We start from the raw sequence: 21,083 nt of genomic DNA on the forward strand, positions 1-21,083 counted from the left end.
TGATGTCGCAGATGCCCCAGCAGGCCGCCCTGTCGAACTGCCCGAGCTGCGAGTGGCCGCTCGAGTCGGACGACCGTTTCTGCGGCGCGTGCGGATACGACCTGTCCGCCGTCCCCGCGCCGCCGGACGACCACCCGACGATCGCCCTGAACGGCTCGGTGCCGCCCCCGGCCGACGGCGGCGAGGGCGGTGCGGCCTGGCCGCTCGCCGCCGAGCCGGACAGCGCCGGCACCCCGGCGGCGACGCACCACTCGGCGGATCTGCCCGGCACGGACTCGGGCGACTCCCCGCTGCCCCCGGCGCCGCCCACGGGCTCGCCGGTCTCCCCGGCGTCCGGGGTCCGCTTCGACCGGCCTCCGGAGCCCGACGACTACCCGCTCCAGGCACCGGACCCGCGCATCGCCGACCTCTCCGCTCCCGCGGGGCCGGCCAAGCTCTGCGTGGCCTGCCGCGCGGGCCGCGTCGACAGCGACGGCTACTGCGAGAACTGCGGGCACGCCCAGCCCCGCGAACGCGACCACATGGAGCAGGAGTCCGGCCCGGTCGCCGCGGTCAGCGACCGCGGCCTGCGCCACCACCGCAACGAGGACGCGTTCGGCATCGGCCAGGCCACCCTCCCGGACGGCTCCCCCGCGTCCGTGGCCGTGGTCTGCGACGGCGTCTCGTCGGCGACCCGCCCCGACGACGCCTCGCTCGCCGCCGGCCGGGCGGCGACCGAGGCGCTGCTGACCGCCCTGCCGCGCGGCACCCACCCGCAGCAGGCCATGCACGACGCGATCGTGGCCGCCTCGCACGCGGTCAACGCCCTGGCCGAGGAGCCGGCCACCGCCCGTGAGCACGGCCCGCACCAGAACGCGCCCGCGTGCACGATCGTCGGCGCGATCGTGACGCCCGGGCTGCTGGTCGTCGGCTGGGTCGGCGACAGCCGCGTCTACTGGGTTCCGGCGGACCGCTCCTCGTCCCCGGCCCGGCTCACCGAGGACGACTCGTGGGCCGCGCAGATGGTCTCCGCGGGCCTGATGACCGAGGCCGAGGCGTACGCCGACGAGCGGGCCCACGCGATCACCGGCTGGCTCGGCGCGGACGCCTATGAACTGGAGCCGCACACCGCCTCCTTCAAGCCGGACCGGCCGGGTGTGGTGGTGGTGTGCACGGACGGTCTGTGGAACTACGCCGAGGCGGCGGAGGAGATGGCCGAGATCGTCCCGCCGGACGCGGCGGCCCGGCCGCTGCACAGCGCCCGCGTGCTGGTGGGCCATGCCCTGGACGGCGGGGGCCACGACAACGTAACAGTGGCCGTCGTCCCGTTCCCGGCCGTGTCTCAGGGGGCAGGATCGGCCTGAGGCCGCGTACGGGGGCGGTCCCGGCGGGCCGGAGGGGACCGGTCCACTTCCAGGAATCACCTCGCACCCGCGAGGTTCTCGAGGGGGATTTGAGTAGGCATGGCCAATTTCTCGAAGTCCAACGTGCCGCAGTTCTCGATGGACGTGTACCAGAACGAGTACCTGCCGGAGGGCGGTCGCGAGGTCAACGCCATCGTCACGGTGACCGCCACCGGCGGCGGCACGGTCGGCAGCGCCGTGGCCGCACCCCACCTCTACGCGCCGGGACACGGCCCGTCGGCCGCCGTGGCGATCATGGTCGACTGCTCCGGCTCGATGGACTACCCGCCGACGAAGATGCGCAACGCCCGGGACGCGACGGCCGCCGCGGTCGACACCCTGCGCGACGGGGTGCACTTCGCGGTGATCGGCGGCACCCATGTCGCCAAGGAGGTCTACCCGGGCGGCGGCCGCCTCGCCGTCGCCGACGCCAGCACCCGCGCGCAGGCCAAGCAGGCGCTGCGGGCGCTCAGCGCGGGCGGCGGCACGGCCATCGGCACCTGGCTGCGCCTGGCCGACCGGCTGCTCTCCTCCGCCGACGTCGCCATCCGCCACGGCATCCTGCTCACCGACGGCCGCAACGAGCACGAGTCGCCCGAGGACCTCAAGGCCGCCCTGGACTCCAGTGCCGGACGGTTCACCTGTGACGCACGGGGCGTGGGCACCGACTGGGAAGTGAAAGAAGTCACAGGGATCGCCTCCGCGCTGCTCGGCACGGCCGACATCGTCGCCGACCCGGCCGGCCTCGCCGCCGACTTCACGCACATGATGGAGACGGCCATGGGCAAGGAGGTCGCCGACGTGACCCTGCGGCTGTGGACCCCGGTCGGCACCGCCATCAAGTTCGTCAAGCAGGTCGCGCCCACCGTCGAGGAGTTGACCGACCGCCGCACGGAGGCCGGCCCGCGCGCCGGGGACTACCCCACCGGCTCCTGGGGCGACGAGTCCCGCGACTACCACGTGTGCGTCGAGGTGCCGTCGGCGGGCATCGGCCAGGAGATGCTGGCCGCCCGCGTCTCGCTGGTCATCCCGCAGCCCGACGGCAGCGCGCAGAACCTCGGCGCCCAGGGCCTCGTCCGGGCCGTGTGGACCGACGACATGGCCGCCTCCACGTCGATCAACCCGCAGGTCGCCCACTACACCGGGCAGGCCGAACTGGCACAGGCCATCCAGCAGGGGCTCGACCTGCGCAAAGCGGGAGATTTCGACGGAGCAACGGCCAAACTGGGCCGGGCCGTTCAACTCGCCAGCACCTCCGGAAACGCGGATACTGCGAAACTGCTTGCGAAGGTGGTGGACGTGGTCGACGCCGCGACCGGTACTGTGCGACTGAAGGCAAAGGTCGAGGAGGCCGACGAGATGACGCTCGAAACTCGGTCGACAAAGACTGTTCGTGTAAAGAAGTGACGTAGCAACGAGCGAGCCCGACCCCCCGGGGTTGGAGAACCCGGCCCCCACGGCCGGAAATGGAGAGGGGGAAGCGCCGACATGCCGACCTGCCCGAACGGACACCAGTCGGGTTCCGACGACTGGTGCGAGGTCTGCGGTCACCGCATGGCCGGTGCCGTGCCTCCGCCCCCTCCGCCGCCCCCGCCCGGTGGCGGCTACGGCTTCCCGCCGCCCGGCCAGGGCCCGCAGCCCGGCGGCCGCGGACACCTGTCCGCCGTGCCGGACCCCGAGCCGGAGCTCTGCCCGCAGTGCCGTACGCCCCGTGAGGGCGGTGCGCCGTTCTGCGAGGAGTGCCGGTGGAACTTCCTGACCAACACGGCGACCTCCTACACCCCCGCCGCCCCGCGCCCGCCGGCGCCCGGCCCCGCGGTGCGCTTCCAGCAGCCGCCCGGCCCCGGAGGACCCGGTGGCCCCGGAGGACCCGGTCCGTCGTACGGCGGTGCCGGTGACTCGTACGAGTACCAGGGCTCGCGCCCGTCGCAGATGAACCGTCCCGCCGAGCCGCTCCCGCCGAGCCCGCCCTACGGCTCGGACCCCGCGGGTCCCGCGCGCCCGGGCGGCCCCTTCGGCGACCCGTCCGGCTTCGGCCAGGACCCCGCCCGCCCGGTCCCGCCGCCGCCCGGCCCGACACCGCCCGCCGGTCCCGGCGGACAGGGCGGTCCCGGCGGCCCGGGGGCTCCCGGCGGCCCCGGTGGGGCCCCGCAGGCGTTCCACCAGCCCGGTCCGCCGGCCCCGCCCGGCTTCCCGCAGGAGACGGGGCGGCCGCCGCAGCCCGGCGGCCCGTCCTTCGGCGGCGGTGACGACGACTGGGTGATCTCCCCGCCGACCGGCGGCCCGGGAGGCCCCGGCGGGCAGGGCGGCCCCGGCGGCCCCGGCCAGGGCGGCGGCTACGGCTACCCGCAGCCGCCGGGCCCGGCCCAGACCCCGCCGCCCGGCCAGGGCTACGGGCAGCCGTCCGCCGGTCCGGCCACCTGGATGGCGACGATCGGTCCGGACCGCGAGTACTTCATGGCGATGATGCAGCGCTCCGGCCCCGAGGCCGCGGGCCTGAACCTGCCCGCGTACTCGCCCGAGCAACAGCGCACGCTCAGCGGCAACCAGATCACCATCGGGCGCCGGCGCCACTCCACCGGCGACACCCCGGACATCGACCTGGCGGTGCCGCCGGAGGACCCGGGCGTCTCGCACCAGCACGCGGTGCTGGTCCAGCAGCCGGACGGCAGCTGGGCGGTCGTCGACCAGAACTCGACGAACGGCACGACGGTGAACAACTCCGAGGAGCCCATCCAGCCGTTCGTGCCGGTGCCGCTCCAGGACGGCGACCGGGTGCACGTGGGCGCCTGGACGACGATCACCATCCGCCGGGGCTGAGCCGGGCACTCAGGCCGGGAGGGGCCAGACGTACGGCCCCTCCGGATCGTCCAGCCAGGCCCGCTGCCGACCGTCGCCGACCGTGATGCCGTAGCGCTCGCGCGGCGGCTGCCGCTCGCGTTCCCACAGGGCCAGGGCCTCCTGCGGGCCGAGACTGCCCCGGGTCAGGGAGAGCAGGAACCGGAACCCCTCGTGCTGTGTGGCCCGGCGCGGAACGCCGGCGAGATCGGCCGGTTCCCGCTCGGGGCGGCCCGCGCCGCGCAGGGGCACGAAGTAGGCGGGCGTGGCCAGGAAGCGCCCCTCCGCACGGCCGGCGTCCCGGACCGTCAGGGCGAGCAGTCCGGTGCCGAACGGCGCCAGGATGCGGGCGCCGGGACGGCACTGGGCGAGCCAGGCGCACGGCACCGAGCTCAGCGCGCACGTCACGATGATCCGGTCGTAGGGGGCGCGTTCGGGGACTCCCCGTGCGCCGTCGCCGGTGACGACGGCCGGGTGGTACCCGGCGGCCTCCAGGTGCCGCCTGGCGGACTCGGTGATCTCCGGCTCCAGGTCGACGGTGGTGACCAGGTCGTCGTCACCGAGCCGGTGCGCCAGCAGGGCCGCGTTGTAGCCGGTGCCGGCGCCGATCTCCAGGACCCGGTCGCCGTCCCCGACCCGCAGCTCCGCCAGCATCATCGCCATCAGCGACGGCTGGCTGCTGGAGGAGAGCAGCTCGCCGTCGCGCAGCCGGGTGGCCAGCGGGGCGTCCGCGTAGGCGCCGCGCACCCACGTCTCCCTACTCCGCGGATCGGGGCTCTCGCCCCAGCGCCGCTCGTAGCCGCCGCCGACGGCGACGTAGTAGTACGGCACGAAGAGATGGCGCGGGACCGCCTCGAACGCCTCCCGCCACACCGGGTCCCGCGCCCAGGCCCCGCACGCCTCGATCACCCGCACGAGCCCGGCCCGTGCCGAGGCCGCGAGGCCGGCGAGGTCCTTGTCGCTCTCGTCGGGAGCATGCGCGCCCATACGTCCACTGTCCTGCGGCCCGGGCCACGAGGCGAGCACCGGACCGGCCGGACCCGGAATCCGGCCTCTCCACCGGGGACCTGGATCCTTCACAACTGGTCCTAGGCCTCAGGTCCTGGGTCCCGCCGTCTGAGAGCATGGACGGGTGAATGAGATTCGGCGCGGCACGGTGCAGGAGCAGACCTTCTACGAGCAGGTCGGCGGGGAGGAGACCTTCCGCCGCCTGGTCCACCGCTTCTACGAGGGCGTGGCGGAGGACCCGGTCCTGCGGCCCATGTATCCCGAGGAGGACCTCGGCCCGGCCGAGGAGCGCCTGACCCTGTTCCTGATCCAGTACTGGGGCGGCCCGACGACGTACAGCGACCACCGCGGCCACCCCCGGCTGCGCATGCGGCACGTCCCCTTCACCGTGAACCGCGAGGCGCACGACGCCTGGCTGCGGCACATGCGCGACGCGGTCGACGAGCTGGGCCTGTCCGAGGAGCACGAGCGGCAGCTGTGGAACTACCTGACGTACGCCGCCGCGTCGATGGTCAACACCCCCGACTGACGTTCACGGCGGCCGAGCAGGGTCCGGCCGCCGGCCGCTCAGCGGACGCTGACGTCCAGCGCCCCGAGCCCCGCCCGCCGCACGGCGACCGACCCGAAGGGCGTACGCAGCCGCAGCCACGCGCCGGACGAGAACAGGTCGGCGGGCACACCGGCCCGCAGGAACCCCAGCGACTGCGCCGCGTGCGCGGCCCGTACCGGAAGACGGGTGTCGCCGACCGTCCGGGACCAGATCTCCCGTCCGATCCGGTCGAGTTCGGCGCGTGTGCGCCGCTCGTCCGCCAACTCCTGCGTACGGGAACGGAATTCGGCGACCGCCGCCCCGACCGCCGCGCGCAGCGCATCCGGCGCCGGCAGCCCGGACTCGGCACGCCAGCCGCCCCGCGGCGGCAGCACCCCGGCCCACGGCGGCCCCGTCACCGCACCCGGCACCGACGCCGTGGCCGCCGACTCGTCGACGGACTCCAGGAGCTCACCGGCGGAGACGGTCACGTCCAGCGTGACGTCGAGGCCGTTCTCGTACGGCTTCGCGAGCCGCACCGCGCGGACCGCCAGCACCTCGAAGGAGGGCGGCCGCCCGAAGACCGCGAGCGCGGTCCCGGCGGCCTGCAGCCGTACCGCCGCCGAACGGTCGTAGTGGATCAGCCGGGAGAGGAAGGCCGCGAGGTCCGCCGCCTCCCCCTCGTCGGCGAGATGGAGCACCGTCATGCGGCGACGGCCTCCTCCTTGTCGTCGTCCCGGTACTCCTCGAGGAAGTCCCGTTCCTCCGCGGTGATCCGGCGCGGTCGCTGGGCCTCGAAGTCGAACGGCACGATCACCGTCGACGCCCGGACGTAGACCTCGTCGCCGTCCTTCACCTCGTAGGCGATGGTGAAGGACGCCGCCCTGATCTGCGTGACCCACAGCTCGATGTCCACGGGCGCGTGCCGGTGGACGAGCTGCCGCTTGTAGTCGATCTCATGGCGCGCCACCACGGACCCCTGCTGGAAATCCTTGTCCGGGCGGAACAGGAAGTCGATACGGGCTTCCTCCAGGTAGCGGAGGAAGACCACGTTGTTGACGTGGCCGTACGCGTCCATGTCCGCCCAGCGCAGCGGGCAGCGGTAGATGTGCCGCAAGATCGATCAGCCCCGGGTCAGCTTCTTGTAGGTGGCACGGTGCGGACGCGCCGCGTCCGGGCCGAGCCGCTCGATCTTGTTCTTCTCGTAGGACTCGAAGTTGCCCTCGAACCAGAACCACTTGGAGTCACCCTCGTAGGCGAGGATGTGCGTCGCGACCCGGTCCAGGAACCACCGGTCGTGGGAGACGACCACGGCGCAGCCGGGGAACTCCAGCAGCGCGTTCTCCAGGCTGCTGAGGGTCTCGACGTCCAGGTCGTTGGTCGGCTCGTCGAGGAGCAGCAGGTTGCCGCCCTGCTTGAGGGTGAGCGCGAGGTTGAGGCGGTTGCGCTCACCGCCGGAGAGCACGCCGGCCGGCTTCTGCTGGTCGGGGCCCTTGAAGCCGAAGGCGGAGACGTACGCGCGCGAGGGCATCTCGACCTGGCCGACGTTGATGTAGTCGAGCTCGTCGGAGACGACCGCCCACAGCGTCTTCTTCGGGTCGATGTTCTCGCGGCTCTGGTCGACGTACGAGATCTTGACGGTCTCGCCGACCTTGATGTTGCCGGAGTCGGGGGTCTCCAGACCCTGGATCATCTTGAAGAGGGTGGTCTTTCCGGCGCCGTTCGGGCCGATGACGCCGACGATGCCGTTGCGCGGCAGCGTGAAGCTGAGGTCCTCGATGAGGACCTTGTCGCCGAAGGCCTTATTGAGGTTGTCGACCTCGACGACGATGCTGCCGAGCCGCGGGCCCGGCGGGATCTGGATCTCCTCGAAGTCCAGCTTCCGCATCTTCTCGGCCTCGGCGGCCATCTCCTCGTACCGGGCCAGCCGCGCCTTGGACTTGGCCTGCCGGCCCTTGGCGTTGGAGCGCACCCAGTCGAGCTCCTCCTTGAGCCGCTTGGCGCGCTTGGCGTCCTTCTGGCCCTCGACCTTGAGACGGGTCTGCTTGGTCTCCAGGTACGTGGAGTAGTTGCCCTCGTACGGGTACGCGCGACCGCGGTCGAGCTCGAGAATCCACTCGGCCACGTTGTCGAGGAAGTACCGGTCGTGGGTGATGGCCACGACGGTGCCCTCGTACTTGGCGAGGTGCTGCTCCAGCCAGTTCACCGACTCGGCGTCGAGGTGGTTGGTGGGCTCGTCGAGGAGCAGCAGGTCAGGGGCTTCGAGGAGCAGCTTGCAGAGCGCGACGCGACGCTTCTCACCACCGGAGAGGGTGGTGACGGGCCAGTCGCCGGGCGGGCAGCCGAGCGCGTCCATGGCCTGTTCGAGCTGGGCGTCGAGGTCCCAGGCGTTGGCGTGGTCGAGGTCCTCCTGGAGCTTGCCCATCTCCTCGAGCAGCGCGTCGGAGTAGTCGGTGGCCATCAGCTCGGCGATCTCGTTGAACCGGTCGAGCTTGCCCTTGACCTCGGCGACACCCTCCTGGACGTTCTCCAGGACGGTCTTCTCCTCGGTCAGCGTGGGTTCCTGCATCAGGATGCCGACGCTGTAACCGGGCGAGATGAAGGCGTCGCCGTTGGACGGCTGCTCCAGCCCCGCCATGATCTTCAGCACGGTCGACTTACCGGCACCGTTCGGACCGACGACGCCGATCTTGGCACCCGGGAGGAAGTTCAGGGTGACGTCGTCGAGAATCACCTTGTCGCCGTGCGCCTTGCGCGCCTTGCGCATGGTGTAAATGAACTCAGCCAAGAGAAACCGTCCGGCAGCTTGAAATCTGGCAGTGGGCAGATACACCCCATCTTGCCTGACGGCCACCCTGCGGGGGAAACCCGTATGGCGGTAGGCCGATGAGCTGGGGCTTCGCGAGCGGCGGCCGTAGCTCTTCGGCTCGCCTCTCGCTTGCGGTAGGCGTCGGGCGGCTTCGGGGATGTCGGACGGCCTTGCGGACGGCCTCGGGACCGCCCGGGAGTCAGGTGGTGGTCCGGCCGGCACTCGTTTCCGCGGCGGCGTCGCTGGGTTCGGTCATGCGGATGACGATCTTCCCGGCACCGCGGGTCCTGGCGAAGGCCTCCTGCGCATCGTGCAGCCTGGTCAGCGGGTAGCGCGCGGCGATGCGAGGTGCCAGAACTCCTGCCCGGGCGGCGTCGGCCAGAGCGGCGAAGTGCGCCCGCGTGTGCATGGAGGACCCGATGAGCGTGATGTTGTGCAGGTAGAGCCGGCGAAGGTCGAACTCCACGACTCGGCCGGCCACAGCCCCCGCGATCACCCAGCGGCCGTCGTCCCGTACGGCGGGCATCAGTGCGCCGATGAGTGGCCCGCCGACGACATCGGCCACCGCGTCCAGGCCGTCCGGGGCGAGGACTCGCACCTGCGCGGGCAGATCCTCCGCGTCCCGCAGGAGGACGTGCGCGGCTCCTGATTCCCGTACCGCCTCAGCGTTGGCCGCACTCGTGACGGCCACCACCTCGGCGCCTCGTGCGGACGCCAGCTGGACGAGAGCCAGTCCCACGCCTCCGGAGGCGCCGGTGACCAGCAGCCGTTCCCCGGAGCGCACTCCGGCGCGGTCCAGCATCCCGATGGCGGTGCCGTAGGCGACGGGCAGGCACGCCAACTCCTCGTCCGTCAGGGGACTGCCGGTCATGTCGTGCGCGTGATCGGCGTCGACGACGGCGAACTCGGCGAAGCCGCCGTCCGCCTCGCTGCCCAGGAATCCCACGGGCGGCTTGTCGGCACCGCTGTCGCGGTAGAGCCCGGGATCGACCAGGACCCGCCGTCCCAGCATGTCCGGCGGGACCCCCGGGCCGAGGGCGCTGACCACACCCGCGATGTCGCCGCCCTGGATCCGGGGGCAGTCGATCGGCCCCAGCCACCCGGACACGGCGTTCGGATCATCGGGGCTGCCGTAGGCCCCTTCCCGCGTCCAGATGTCCGTGTTGTTCACCGCCGCGGCCGTGACCCTCACCTGCACCTGATGCGGCCCGGGAACGGGCACCGGCCAGTCGCGGCGGATCTCCAGCTTGTCGGGGCCTCCGTGGCCGGTGAGCACAGCGGCCGTCATCAGATCGTTCACGCGAGGAATCCTAAGCCGGGCGGTACGGTTCCCTGCCGTCCCGACGGTCCCGCGTGCCCGCAGTCGGATTCGGCAGGCGGCCGGAATGCCGCCGGCGCCTTGCCGCACCGGCGGTGACCCGAGCGGCCGCTCTGCGGTCGTGTCACGAGGACTTCGCCCTCGCACTCTCCGCGCGGCCACTTCGTGCGCGGCAGCGTCCCGTGACCCTGAGCTCGGCCTCGGTGGACGTCGGCACCGGTGACGGTGGCCCGTCCGTCACGGACGGTCGCCGGTGGCGCCCTTCGAGACGCGCTGGGCCAGCAGCAGAGCGGTCACGGCCGCCGCCCCGACCAGCCCGACCGACCGGAAGGCGCGCGAGGAACGCCAGGACAGTACCGACCACTCCGACTGCGCCGACAGCACCGATCCCTTGCTCAGCCAGGAGCCGGCCGAGATCAGCGAGAGCGCCGAGCCGACCGAGCCGGCGGAGAGGACGCTGCCGACCGAGCCGACCGACAGGGTCGAGCCGACCGACCCGACCGAGAGCACCGACCCCACCGACCCGATCGACAGGACCGAGTCCTTCGACCACAGGGATAGCATGGAGCCCGAGGCGTCGTGGGGCGTCGGCGGCACGGGGCGATTCGTCATGGGGCCATCCTGCCCGCCGGACGGCCCGGGCGCCGCCCCGACGGCCGGAACCACCGGAATCGCCGGAACGGTTGGAACGGCCGGAACGGCCGGAACGGTTGGAACGGTTGGAACGGCCAAGGACCGGTGCCGCCGGAAAGGGTCGGGAACCCGTACCGGCGGGGACGGCCAGAAACCTGTGCCGCCGGGGAGGGCCAGGCATCCGCGCCGCCGGGAACGGCCGGGAACCGTACCGCCCGGGACGGCAGGGAACCGTGCCGCCGGGGACGGCCCGGAACCCGTAGCGTCGTATACGAGCGATGACCCGCGCCGGAGACGGGGGCCCGGTGCTCGTTCAGTCCTGGGTCGGGGCGTTCTTCCTGCCCAGGAGCACCAGGGCCGCGCCGCCGATCAGCACGAAGGCGATGGCGACACCCGCGATCAGCGGGGTGGTGCTGGAGCCGCCGGTCGCGGCGAGGTTGGTGTCGTCCGTGGTGCCGCCCACGGTCGCGGGGCTCGGTGCGCTGAGGATCTGGGTCGTGTCGCCGCTCTCGGTGCCCTGCGTCTGGCAGTCGAGGACGCCGACGAACCGCTGCCCGAGGTCGCCGGGCCCCTTGATCGTGAAGTCGTACGCCTGGTCCTCACGCAGCGGGATCGTCACCGTGCGGGACTGCCCGGCCGGGGTGGTGTACGTGGCCCCCATCAGCTCGAAGGTGAACGCCGCGTCGCCCGTGTTGGCGGCGGTGACGTCCAGGCCGCCCTTGGTGCAGTCCTTCACCGCGGACAGTGCCGGTATCGCCCCCTTCTGCGCCCAGGTCGCGCTCGCGGGCGCCGAGACCGTCGACTCGCTGGAGCCGGCCAGGATCTGCGTCTGGCTATGGGTCTCGGAGGTGAAGGCACGGCCCACCGGCACGGTGGTGGAGGCCTGCAGGGTGATGTCGGCCGATCCCGCGGGGGCGTCCTCGGGCACGTCGAAGAAGAGCTGGCTGCCGTTCACCGCGGAGGTGATCGGCTTGCCGTCCTTGCCGACGATCCGCACCCCGCTGGTCGCCGCGCCCGCCGGCGGCGTCACGGTCACGCCGTCCGCGTTGGTGTGCACGGTCACCGGGCCGAGGCGCTCGCCAGGGTGACCGGAGACCGCGGGCGGGCTGAGCGTCAGCGAGGCCTTGGGCTCCGGCAGGGAGACGGCGCTCTTCCGGAGGTAGTCCGCGAGCCGCTCGGCCTGCGGGTCGACGGCGTCGACGTCGGCCCCGTCCGAGTAGCGCCAGATCGCCACCTGGGTGCCCGCCGCCGCGTCCTGCTCGGTGAGGCCCCCCTTGACGCCGGCCTTCGCCGCCAGCGCCGCCAGGTCGTTGACCTGCGGGTAGGAGTTCTGCAGGATCCAACGGATCTTGGCGGCCTGGTTGTTGGTCCCCAGCGAGGTGCCGCTCCAGGCGGTCTCGTGGTACTTGGCGTCCCGCTGGGTGGGGTTGTGGATGTCGACGCAGTACGTCTGCAGGGTGCCGCCGCCGTCGACGGACATCTCGAACAGGCCCGCCGAGACCTGCTGGTCCCCGCCGGCGTCGTGGATCACGGCGGCGCCGTACGTCTTGAGCGCGCCTATGGTGGCGGTCGCCCCGCCCTGGCTCCGTGTCGTCGGCTGCGTGTCCGCCGCGGCCGCACCGGCACCGGCGAACACACCGACGGCCACGAGACCGGACGCCAGAGCCGCGGCGCCGAGACGCGCAGCCCCTCGCCTGCGCACGAACCGCGCGGAGAAAGAAGAAAGCACCACATTCCCCTTCGAGCAGGACCGTTGACGTGGGGGATGTGGTCCCGCCAGCAGAGTCAGAAGCCCAGAGAGCTATGCCCGGCATCCTAAGGACGCGGCGCACCACGCCTGCCGGTCATACGGTCGGACAAGAGATCCGAATCGGAATCGTTATCGCCAACACGGCCCCCGAGCAGGGCTTATCGATAAATCCACCGGATCGTTCGGAACGCATTCGCCGATAAGCCGCAGTACGGTCAGCTCGGGACGGGACCTGACATCACGTCACTGCCGCCGGTTCCGCCATCTGTTGGGCCGGCACCGCCTCCGGGTCCCCCGGCGGGGTTGCCCAGTCGGGCTCCGGCTGCTGCCGGGCCGTGGTGGCCGCGCCCGCCTCCGGCCTGCCCGTGCGCCGGAACGCGGAGGTCCCGCGGGTGAGATCGTGGCCGATGGCCACCGCCTCCAGGTCCGCCGAGGTCCAGTTCTGCCCGTCGCGCACCTCCGAGCGCACCTTGAGCCGGCCCTGCACGATGACGGGGTCGCCGACGGTGAGCGACCCCGACACGTTGGCGGCCAGCTGCCGCTTCGCCCACACCGTGAAGAAGTTGGTGTGACCGTCGGTCCACTCGTTCTTCTCCCGGTCCAGATAGCGCGAGGTCACCGCCAGCCGGAACCGCGCGGAGGACCCCGTCGCCAGCTCCCGGAACACCGGCTGCGTCGCCACGTTCCCCACCGCGCAGATGATCGTCTCGTTCATCACGACCCCTCCCTCGCCCGGCCGCCGGGGCCGGGCGGACATGCCTACGGGCCCGTCCCGTACGGCTGCGTCTGCCGTGGCGACCCTGTGTGCCGTGATCGCCGCAGAGCCAGACTGCCTCCGCCGGGCCGAGCCCGCTGAGCCCTGTGGACCGTCCACCGCCTGTGGACAACTTCGTCACCCGGACGAGCGTCCGAACGTCACGACCGCCCGCATCGTCACGACCGCCCGCATCGTCACGACCGCGCGCAGAGACACCCATCCGGACACACCCCGCCCAGCACCGTCCACCCATCCGGACGCACCCCGCCCGACACCGCCACGCCCATCCGGACACACCCCACCGACCTCGCGGCGGGCACCCGCGCATCGCCGAGGGCCGCAGGATGACCCTGACGAGTGATCACGCGGTGAGCGGCCGGCCGTCACACTCCTGCCGCTCCGGCCCCCGTCACCCGCCCGTACTGCTCCCGCACCTCCCGGTAGCGCAGCAGTTCGGCCGCCACCGGATCCAGCACCCGGGCTCTCCCGCACCCGGCGGCGGCCTCCCTCAACCGCCTCTCCGCCTCGGTGCCGTAACGGCGCGCGGGGCCGCGTGCCGCCATGCGGCAGCTCCACTCCACGATCGGCCCCCCGACGATCCCGGCCAGCATCAGCAGCACCGGCACCCCGAGGTTCGGTGCCATGAATCCGATGATCTGGCCCAACAGCCACAGTCCGCCGACGACTTGAAGCAGTGTCATCGACGCCTGGACCACTACGGCCGCCGGCCACCAGCCGGGCCGCGGCGGCCGGCCCGGCGGCAGACCCGTCCGTGTCGCCAGCGAGTCCAGCGCCTCGGACAACCCCTGGGAGCCGCGCACGGCCGCCTCGCGCACGGCCTGCGCCCAGGGTGCGGGCAGTCCGGTCGAGGCACGGTCGGACAGCGTCCGTACCGCCTGCTCGACCCGCTGCCGTGCCGTGGCCTCCTCGTCCGTCCGGGAGCGCAGCGGCAGCCGTCCCGTGGCCGGTTCGGACCGGTCCTGGTACCACCGCCACAGACGCAGCCACGGTGTTCCGCAGGCACGGTTGGCGTTGCGCAGCCAGGCGCGTTCGGCCGCCTCGCCCGCGGCGGAGGCCCCCACGGCGTCGGCGAGCCGGGCGGCGAACTCGTCCCGTGCCTCCTCGCTCAGGCCGGTCCGCCGCCGCGTGGCGTAGAGCGGCCTCAGCCCGGCCGCGGCGGTGTCGAGGTCGGCCGAGATCCGGCGTGCGGGCGCTCCGCGCTCCGCCACGAACTGGCCGAGCGCCTCCCGCAGTTCGCCTACGCCCTCACCGGTGAGCGCGGACAGCCCGAGCACCGTCGCTCCGGGTTCGCCGTACTCGCCCAGCGCGATCCCGTCCTCGTCGAGCAGCCGCCGCAGGTCGTCCAGGACCTGTTCGGTGGCCTCCCCGGGCAGCCGGTCGGTCTGGTTGAGGACGACGAACATGACCTCGGCGTGGCCCGCCATGGGCCGCAGATAGCGCTCGTGGAGCATCGCGTCCGCGTACTTCTCGGGGTCGACGACCCAGATGACCGCGTCGACGAGGGCCAGGACGCGGTCCACCTGCTCGCGGTGCTGCAGGGCCGCCGAGTCGTGGTCCGGCAGGTCGACCAGCACCAGACCGCGCAACTGCGCCTCGTTCTCGGGGTTCTGCAGCGGGCGCCGGCGCAGCCGGGGCGGGATGCCGAGCCGCTCGATGAGGCTCGCCCCGCCGTCGCTCCAGCTGCAGGCGATCGGCGTCGCCGTGGTGGGCCGCCGTACGCCGGTCTCCGAAATGGGCACCCCGGCCAGCGCGTTGAAGAGCTGCGACTTGCCGCTGCCCGTCGCGCCCGCGATGGCGACGACGGTGTGCTGTCCGGACAGCCGGCGTCGCGCCGCCGCCTCGTCCAGCACCCGGCCGGCCTCGGCGAGGGTCCGGCTGTCGAGCCGGGTGCGGGAGAGCCCCACGAGTTCCCGCATCGCCTCGAGCCGCGACCGCAGGGGGGCGTCGTACGCGAGCGGTCCCGCGACCTGGGCGCCGTATCCCCGGGTCTCCACGGGGAGGACCTGCTGGGCCCCGGCGGCGTCCTCGCTCACGCGGCGCGCGATCAGCCCGTCGTCCCAGGCCCCGCCGGAATCCGCGGTGTCCGTACGGGCGGAGTCGGTGCGCGGGGGATCCGCAGCACGGGCGGAGTCCCCGCGACCGGCGGTGTCTCCGCCCTCCACGCGTGCGTGGCCGTCGTTCTCGCGCACGCCGCCCCTCTCCTGGCCCCTGCGGTCGGACCGGCGGCCGCCTGAGTCGCCCACCGAGGCTTGCGTCTCCCCGGCGCGCCCTCTTCCGACCTTCCCGAACATGCGCCTACCGGTGCTGCTCCTTCCGGACGGGCTCGCCTCGGAGGGATCCCGTCCGAGGGAACTGCCTCCGGTGGGGCCGCCTCCGGAAGTGCCCTTCCTGGAGCCGCCCTTGCCGGAATCACCCGCATCCCCGGAGGCTTCGGGATTCCCGGAGACACCGGAATTCCTGGAGACACCGGCATTCCCGGAGACACCGGCATTCCCGGAGGCCCTGGAATCGCCGTCTGCGGAGGGGTGCTGCCGGGACGTGCCCTGACCGGAGTCGCCGGTGTCGGAAGTGTCCTGCTCCGGGGGCCGCTTCCCGGCCGTGGTCTCCTCGGAGACGCGCTCATCGGGCCGTTCGTCCCCGCCGGCGGCCTTGTCGCCTGCCTGATCGGCGTGATCCGTGTGGTCCTGGTCAGTGACGGCAGTCACCGGTCACCTCTCCTTCTGCAGTACGGACAGCGCGGCGATGAGTTCGGCCTGGGGCTCGGGGTGGACGTCGAGGGCGTCGAGCGGCGCGAGGCGGCGCTCGCGTTCGGTGTGCATGACCCGGTCGAGGTACTCGGTGAGCAGCCGCCCGCCCCGGTCGCGCAGCCGCAGCGCGCCGTGCGCGCCGATCCGCTCGGCGAGCCCCTCACCGGCCGAGCGCGCCCGCCGGCCGCCCAGCAGCACGGTGGCGACGAGTACGGCGATGAGCTCGGGGTCCGGCGCGACGGTGCGGTCGAGCTCGCGCACCTCCTCCTCGGCGTACTCCTCCAGTTCGCGCCGCCACCGCCGTACGGCGAGCCCGATGCGGTGCTCGGCGCTCTCCAGGGACGGGTCACGGTCGGTCAGCTCCGGGGCGCGCGCGGCGGGTTCACGCCGCCAGGCGTCCTCGACGCGCTCGTCGGCGGCGGCGACGGAGCACAGCAGCAGGGCCGCCAGGCTCTCCACGAGCGCGTCGAGGAGCTCACTGGCGGAGCAGTCCAGCGGGAACGCGCGCCACCGCTTCAGCGCGTCGCCCGCGAGCACCGCGCCCGCCTGCAACCGCCCCCGCACGCGCGCGTGCTCGCTGTCGTACGCCGTGTCGACGGCGGAGGTGAGCCGCAGCGCGGCCGCGTACTGGGCGGCCGCGGCACTGGCGAGTTCGGGCATCCGCGCCTTCAGCGAGTTGAGCACGCCTTGCGCGGTACGGGCCATGACGTGCTGACGGGCGGCCGGGTCCTGCGCCAGGTGCACCAGCCAGGTCCGCAGCGAGGCCACGGCCGTGGCCGGCAGCAGCCCGCTCCCCCAGGCGGACTCGGGCAGTTCGGGCACCGTGAAGCGCGGCACGTCGCCGAGGCCGGCCTTGGTGAGCAGCGCGCCGTACTGCCGGGACACCTCGGAGACGACCTGGTGCGGGACGCGGTCGAGCACGGTCACCAAGGTGGCGTCGTACTCCTTGGCGGTACGCAGCAGATGCCAGGGGACGGCGTCGGCGTACCGGGCCGCCGTGGTGACCATGATCCAGATGTCGGCCGCGCAGACCAGTTCGGCGGCCAGGACGCGGTTGTCGGCGACGAGCGAGTCGATGTCGGGGGCGTCGAGGAGCGCGATACCGCGCGGCATCGAGTCGGCGGTCTCGACGCGCAGTACGCGCGCGGGGTCCTCCCCCGGGAGCAACAGCTCGTCCCCGGCGTCCTGATGGGGCACCCATACGCGCGTGAGGTCGGGCAGCACTCTCATCCCGCTGAACCAGTGATGGTCCTCCGGATGGCACACGAGCACCGGTGTCCGCGTGGTCGGCCGCAGCACGCCCGCCTCGCTGACGCGCCGTCCCACGAGCGAGTTGACGAGGGTCGACTTGCCGGCCCCGGTGGAACCGCCCACCACGGCCAGCAAAGGCGCTTCGGGCTCCTTCAACCGGGGCACCAAGTAGTCGTCGAGCTGTGCGAGCAGTTCGTCGCGGTTGGCACGCGCGCGTGGAGCCCCCGCCAGGGGCAGCGGGAAGCGAGCGGCGGCGACACGGTCGCGCAGGGCGGAGAGTGCGTCGAGCAGCTGAGGCCGTACGTCCAAGGTCACCACATGCGAAGAATGCCCAATTTTAGGGGAATTCTGAAGCATATGAGCATGTCTGCGCGCCGACAGGACACAAGGGACGGAAGGGATGACTGGGACGCGGGCACAGTCCAGGCATAACGAGTGCACAACACCCGGTGCGCGAGGGCCCAAAAGCGATGCACGATTCGTACCTGCCTGCGATTATCAGGACCGCTTCACTGAACCTCCACATTGAGCCACGGAGGCGAAGCGACAGGGACACGGATGCGGGAGCCCTATCCTTGTCCCCGGCAACGTCACGGATCAGCCCACACCCGGGCACCACGACAGAGGCCACACACCCGGCCCCCGTAGCTCAGTGGATAGAGCAGGCGCCTTCTAAGCGCTTGGCCGCAGGTTCGAGTCCTGCCGGGGGCGCACCGTCTCCGCCCTCCTTCGGGAGGGCGTTTTTGCTGTGCGGAGCGGGTTCCACCCGGCGTGATTCTGGCCGAAGATCGAGTGTCCGGTGCGCGCGGAGGGGCAGACCTGCGCGCAGCACGGGTGCCGCGCTGCCTCCTCCACCCGGGTGTGCGTACGACGCACCGTCGCTTCGCTGAGCATCATTGGCCTGATGGCCGCTGCATTGTGAGGCGACGGCGGGCCTGTGTGGGCATACTTCCATACATGGAGACGGATCGGCCGGATGCGGAACACGCTTCGGCCGACGCTGGCACCGACACTCGGGACCGGCTGGCCGAGGAACGCGAGCGGCTGGCCGACGAACGCGAGCAGACCGCCGACCAACGCGAACGGCTGGCCGACCAGCGCGAGCAGACCGCCGACCAACGCGAACGGCTGGCCGACCAGCGCGAACGGCAGCTCGCTGGGTGGGAGGCCCGGCTGGACAGGCGGGCGCGGGCGGGCGGGCAGCAGGTCCCCACCCTGCGGCAGCGGTCGCACGAGGAGATCGAGCGGGCCCGGGGTCTGCTGGACGCCAGCCAGGAGCGGCTGGACCGCAGCCAGGCGGCACTGAACCGTGCGGACGCGCGCGACGACAGGGAGCAGCGCAGCGTCGAGAGGGAGACGGCCGCCTCCCGGAAGCGGCAGGCCGGCGGTGGTGCCCCGACGCGGGATGTCCTGGAAGCCAGGGTGCGCCGCCTGCACAAACAGTTCTCGGAGATCGAGCTCGCGCTGGGCGCCGCCTATCGGGAGCTCGCCGACGAGTACGAACGGCTCGCCGTGGGGCAGTCCGAGCAGGCCGGCGCCGAGTACCGGCGTCGCGCCGAGCGAGCTCGCCGGGCGGCGGCAGGCCTCCGGGCCGCCGAGCCGGCCGGGGACGACGACCGCAGCTGACCCTCGCGGCGAGCACGGCCGCAGGGGGGAGCGGTCCGCTCCACGGCGCCGCCGCGGCCGCCCCGCGAGATGGCACCGCGGCACGTGCGCGTGCGCCGCGGCTGACGCGGCGGCCCGGTACGGCTTCGGGGATGCCTCCGCGCGGCGGACGCGGCGGCTGCCGTCCTCATCAAGCGGGTCGCCGCCGGCGCGGCCGAGCGGCGCCCGCCCTCCGGGCGGACGACGGGAACTGTCAGACACCCCTAGGGCGCCGAGTCCTTCTTCGTGGTGGCAGCCGCGTACGCCTGTGCCGGTGTCATCGGGACGCCGTTGATCTGCACCGTCTTGTAAGTGCTGACCTTGGCGCAGCTCTTGGCCTTGTCGGCGGTCTGGGCGTGGGCGTCGGCGATCGCCGCGTGGGTGTCCGCGGGGCCGGAGGACGAGTCGCCCGAGGAGGTGTAGGCCGTGCCGCTCGTCCAGTCGCTGCCGATGACGAGGACCACGCCCGCGGTGCCGCCCTGGGTGAGGTGCGAGGCGGGCACACCGAGCGCCGCGGCGGCCGTCTGGGCCTGGGCCTTCTGGCCGGGGCCGTAGGTGATCGTCGTCTTCGAGGACTGCTCGGGGGCGTTGCCGGTGGTCGTGTTCCGGCTGAAGCCCTTGGCCGTCAGTGCCTGGGCGATCGCCGAGGCGCGTCCGGGGGTGGTGGTGCCGTTCTCGACCTCCACGGCGACCTCGGAGGCCGGCACGGTGGCCACGGGCGACGGGGACGCGGACGTGGCGGCCTTCTTCTTGCCGCTGCTCGACGTCAGGGACTGGTCGTTGGCGATGGTCGCGAACAGCGTCTTCGCGGCGGCCGCGGGCACGACGCGGTCGGGGTTGGTCGGGTCGGCCCCCGTCTGCATCGTGGTGAACGTCATCCGCTTCGACGGCACCTTGTTCAGGTCGGTCGCCAGGCCGACGAGCTTGCTCACGCTGCCGAGGCCGGTGTCCACGGTCAGCGCCTTGGTGGCGGCGTCGGCCAGCGAGTAGACCTTGGCCGGGTTGGCCAGCGTGCCCGCGCTCTTGAACTTGCGGATCATGGCGCCCAGGAAGAGGTGCTGGGAGACCGTACGGCCCAGGTCGCTGCCGTCGCCGAAGCCGTGCCGGGAACGGACGAACTCCAGGGCCGCCTTGCCCTTGAGGGTGTGCGAGCCCTTGGAGAGCTTCAGGTGCGAGTAGGTGTCGTAGACGTTGTCGCTGACGCACACCGACACTCCGCCCACGGCGTCGGACATCTTCACCACGCCGGCGAAGTCGAGCATCACGAAGTGGTCGATGGTGATGCCGGTGAGCTGGTGGACGGTGTCGACCTGGCAGGCCGCGCCGTACTGCAGCGCGCTGTTGATCTGCCCGTGGAAGCCGGACGTCGACTGACCGGTGTCCGGGTCCTTGCAGGCGGGGACCTCGGTCATGGTGTCGCGCGGGATGCTCATCACCGTGGCGTTGGAGCGGTCGGCGGAGACGTGCACCACCATCTCCACGTCCGCGTTGTGCCCGGCGGTCGAACTCGCCGAACCGCAGCCGCCGCCCAGCTTGCAGTCGGCGGCGTTGTTCCGGCCGTCGGAGCCGATCACCAGGAGGTTGATCGGGGTCCGGCCGAAGGCGTCCGCCTTCTCCTGGCCGCCCTTGCCGTCCAGCGAGACGCTGTTGATGTTGCCGTTCAGGTGCTCGTACAGCCACGCGCCCGCACCGGCGGTGACCAGGATCAGCGCCGACACCGTGAACAGGGCTATGCGGGCGATCCTTCGCCTGCGCCGGGCGGCGGGCCTGGCCCGCCGGTTCGCGCGGCGTCCCCGGGAGTGCGCCGCCTGCCGGGTGGCCGCCCGGCCGCCGTGCGAGGCACGACGCGGTCCGCCGTCGTCCGCGTGACGCTGGTGCGGCACGGACGACGAGCGGTCGCGTACGCCCGACCGATCGCGTGCGGCCGAGCGGGCACGTGTGGCGGCACGGCCGCGGGCTTCACCCCAGGGGTCGCTCACGTCCCACTCCCTCTGCTCTGGCCGACGCCAACCGCCGGCGCGACGGCCGGGAACAGGACACCGCCCCGCACGTCAGGGCGCACCCCACGGATTGGATGATTGCGCAATATAGCAACTGTGCCCGCGCGCGAAAGTGGTTTACACCACACGCACACGCTGCAACGACGCGGTTACGGAAGGCTCCTGCCGGTCAGTGGGTCGTGCCGTCCCCGGAGACGGGGTGGACCGCACCCTCGTCGTCCTTCATCGCCTTCGCCTCGCTCTTGAGGATGCGCATCGACTTGCCGAGACCGCGAGCGGCCTCGGGCAGCTTCTTCGATCCGAACAGCAGGATGATGACGATGGCCAGGACCAGCAGGTGCCACGGTTCCAGTCCGTTGCGGAGCATCCCGCCCACCCCTCTCCACGTTGATGGTT

General features: G+C 72.6%; 17 protein-coding genes and 1 tRNA gene. 6 read left to right on the forward strand and 12 right to left on the reverse strand.

What is annotated here, in order from left to right; genetic code table 11:
• The first annotated feature begins 2 nt into the window (after positions 1–2).
• The 3 genes from ACIRPX_RS03180 to ACIRPX_RS03190 all read left to right on the forward strand — a co-directional run bounded on the left by ACIRPX_RS03180 (position 3) and on the right by ACIRPX_RS03190 (position 4,202).
• A complete protein-coding gene (locus ACIRPX_RS03180) occupies positions 3–1,343 on the forward strand; it encodes a protein phosphatase 2C domain-containing protein (RefSeq protein ID WP_404187568.1) in 1,341 nt (446 codons plus the stop codon).
• 99 nt (positions 1,344–1,442) lie between these two features.
• On the forward strand, positions 1,443–2,789 hold the full coding sequence (locus ACIRPX_RS03185) for a VWA domain-containing protein (RefSeq protein ID WP_404187569.1): 1,347 nt from the start codon (positions 1,443–1,445) through the stop codon (positions 2,787–2,789).
• Between the two features lie 81 nt (positions 2,790–2,870).
• Positions 2,871–4,202: an FHA domain-containing protein gene (locus tag ACIRPX_RS03190; RefSeq protein WP_404187570.1), complete on the forward strand. Its 1,332-nt coding sequence runs from the start codon at positions 2,871–2,873 to the stop codon at positions 4,200–4,202.
• A gap of 9 nt (positions 4,203–4,211) precedes the next feature.
• On the opposite strand, the gene ACIRPX_RS03195 is transcribed toward ACIRPX_RS03190, so the two are convergent.
• Positions 4,212–5,207: a methyltransferase domain-containing protein gene (locus ACIRPX_RS03195; protein ID WP_404187571.1), complete on the reverse strand. Its 996-nt coding sequence runs from the start codon at positions 5,205–5,207 to the stop codon at positions 4,212–4,214.
• A gap of 145 nt (positions 5,208–5,352) precedes the next feature.
• Between ACIRPX_RS03195 and ACIRPX_RS03200 the strand changes: the two genes are divergently transcribed.
• On the forward strand, positions 5,353–5,757 hold the full coding sequence (locus ACIRPX_RS03200) for a globin (RefSeq protein WP_404187572.1): 405 nt from the start codon (positions 5,353–5,355) through the stop codon (positions 5,755–5,757).
• 38 nt (positions 5,758–5,795) lie between these two features.
• On the opposite strand, the gene ACIRPX_RS03205 is transcribed toward ACIRPX_RS03200, so the two are convergent.
• From ACIRPX_RS03205 to ACIRPX_RS03245, 9 genes are all read right to left on the reverse strand, one after another.
• Positions 5,796–6,464 (reverse strand): hypothetical protein, encoded by a 669-nt coding sequence (locus ACIRPX_RS03205; protein ID WP_404187573.1) that lies wholly within the window; start codon positions 6,462–6,464, stop codon positions 5,796–5,798.
• Complete coding sequence (locus tag ACIRPX_RS03210) at positions 6,461–6,874, reverse strand: acyl-CoA thioesterase (protein WP_404187574.1); 414 nt, start codon at positions 6,872–6,874, stop codon at positions 6,461–6,463. The genes ACIRPX_RS03205 and ACIRPX_RS03210 overlap by 4 nt, the downstream gene beginning before the upstream one ends.
• A 6-nt stretch (positions 6,875–6,880) precedes the next feature.
• Entirely contained in the window at positions 6,881–8,545 is a 1,665-nt protein-coding gene (gene ettA, locus ACIRPX_RS03215) for an energy-dependent translational throttle protein EttA (RefSeq protein ID WP_404187575.1), read from the reverse strand.
• A gap of 220 nt (positions 8,546–8,765) precedes the next feature.
• Positions 8,766–9,854: a zinc-binding dehydrogenase gene (locus ACIRPX_RS03220; RefSeq protein WP_404188252.1), complete on the reverse strand. Its 1,089-nt coding sequence runs from the start codon at positions 9,852–9,854 to the stop codon at positions 8,766–8,768.
• 267 nt (positions 9,855–10,121) lie between these two features.
• The gene (locus tag ACIRPX_RS03225; protein ID WP_404187576.1) at positions 10,122–10,496 is read right to left on the reverse strand and encodes a hypothetical protein; all 375 of its coding nucleotides are present in this window, start codon (positions 10,494–10,496) and stop codon (positions 10,122–10,124) included.
• A gap of 334 nt (positions 10,497–10,830) precedes the next feature.
• Entirely contained in the window at positions 10,831–12,246 is a 1,416-nt protein-coding gene (locus ACIRPX_RS03230; RefSeq protein WP_404187577.1) for a Cys-Gln thioester bond-forming surface protein, read from the reverse strand.
• 259 nt (positions 12,247–12,505) lie between these two features.
• A complete protein-coding gene (locus ACIRPX_RS03235) occupies positions 12,506–12,982 on the reverse strand; it encodes a single-stranded DNA-binding protein (RefSeq protein WP_404187578.1) in 477 nt (158 codons plus the stop codon).
• A gap of 425 nt (positions 12,983–13,407) precedes the next feature.
• Positions 13,408–15,336, reverse strand: a complete 1,929-nt coding sequence (locus ACIRPX_RS03240) for a YfjP family GTPase (protein ID WP_404187579.1) — start codon at positions 15,334–15,336, stop codon at positions 13,408–13,410.
• 417 nt (positions 15,337–15,753) lie between these two features.
• The gene (locus ACIRPX_RS03245; RefSeq protein ID WP_404187580.1) at positions 15,754–17,361 is read right to left on the reverse strand and encodes a dynamin family protein; all 1,608 of its coding nucleotides are present in this window, start codon (positions 17,359–17,361) and stop codon (positions 15,754–15,756) included.
• Positions 17,362–17,681: 320 nt separating this feature from the next.
• Between ACIRPX_RS03245 and ACIRPX_RS03250 the strand changes: the two genes are divergently transcribed.
• Together ACIRPX_RS03250 and ACIRPX_RS03255 are read left to right on the forward strand one after the other, a co-directional pair.
• Positions 17,682–17,754 (forward strand) — tRNA-Arg (locus ACIRPX_RS03250).
• Positions 17,755–18,000: 246 nt separating this feature from the next.
• On the forward strand, positions 18,001–18,669 hold the full coding sequence (locus tag ACIRPX_RS03255) for a hypothetical protein (RefSeq protein WP_404187581.1): 669 nt from the start codon (positions 18,001–18,003) through the stop codon (positions 18,667–18,669).
• A gap of 242 nt (positions 18,670–18,911) precedes the next feature.
• Here the strand turns inward: ACIRPX_RS03255 and ACIRPX_RS03260 are convergent, their stop codons facing one another.
• The gene (locus tag ACIRPX_RS03260) at positions 18,912–20,666 is read right to left on the reverse strand and encodes an LCP family protein (protein WP_404187582.1); all 1,755 of its coding nucleotides are present in this window, start codon (positions 20,664–20,666) and stop codon (positions 18,912–18,914) included.
• Positions 20,667–20,856: 190 nt separating this feature from the next.
• A complete protein-coding gene (gene tatA, locus ACIRPX_RS03265) occupies positions 20,857–21,054 on the reverse strand; it encodes a Sec-independent protein translocase subunit TatA (RefSeq protein WP_404187583.1) in 198 nt (65 codons plus the stop codon).
• Between the last annotated feature and the right edge of the window lie 29 nt (positions 21,055–21,083).

Source organism: Streptomyces sp. NPDC101225 (assembly GCF_044767585.1).
In the GTDB taxonomy this organism is placed as follows: Bacteria; Actinomycetota; Actinomycetes; order Streptomycetales; family Streptomycetaceae; genus Streptomyces.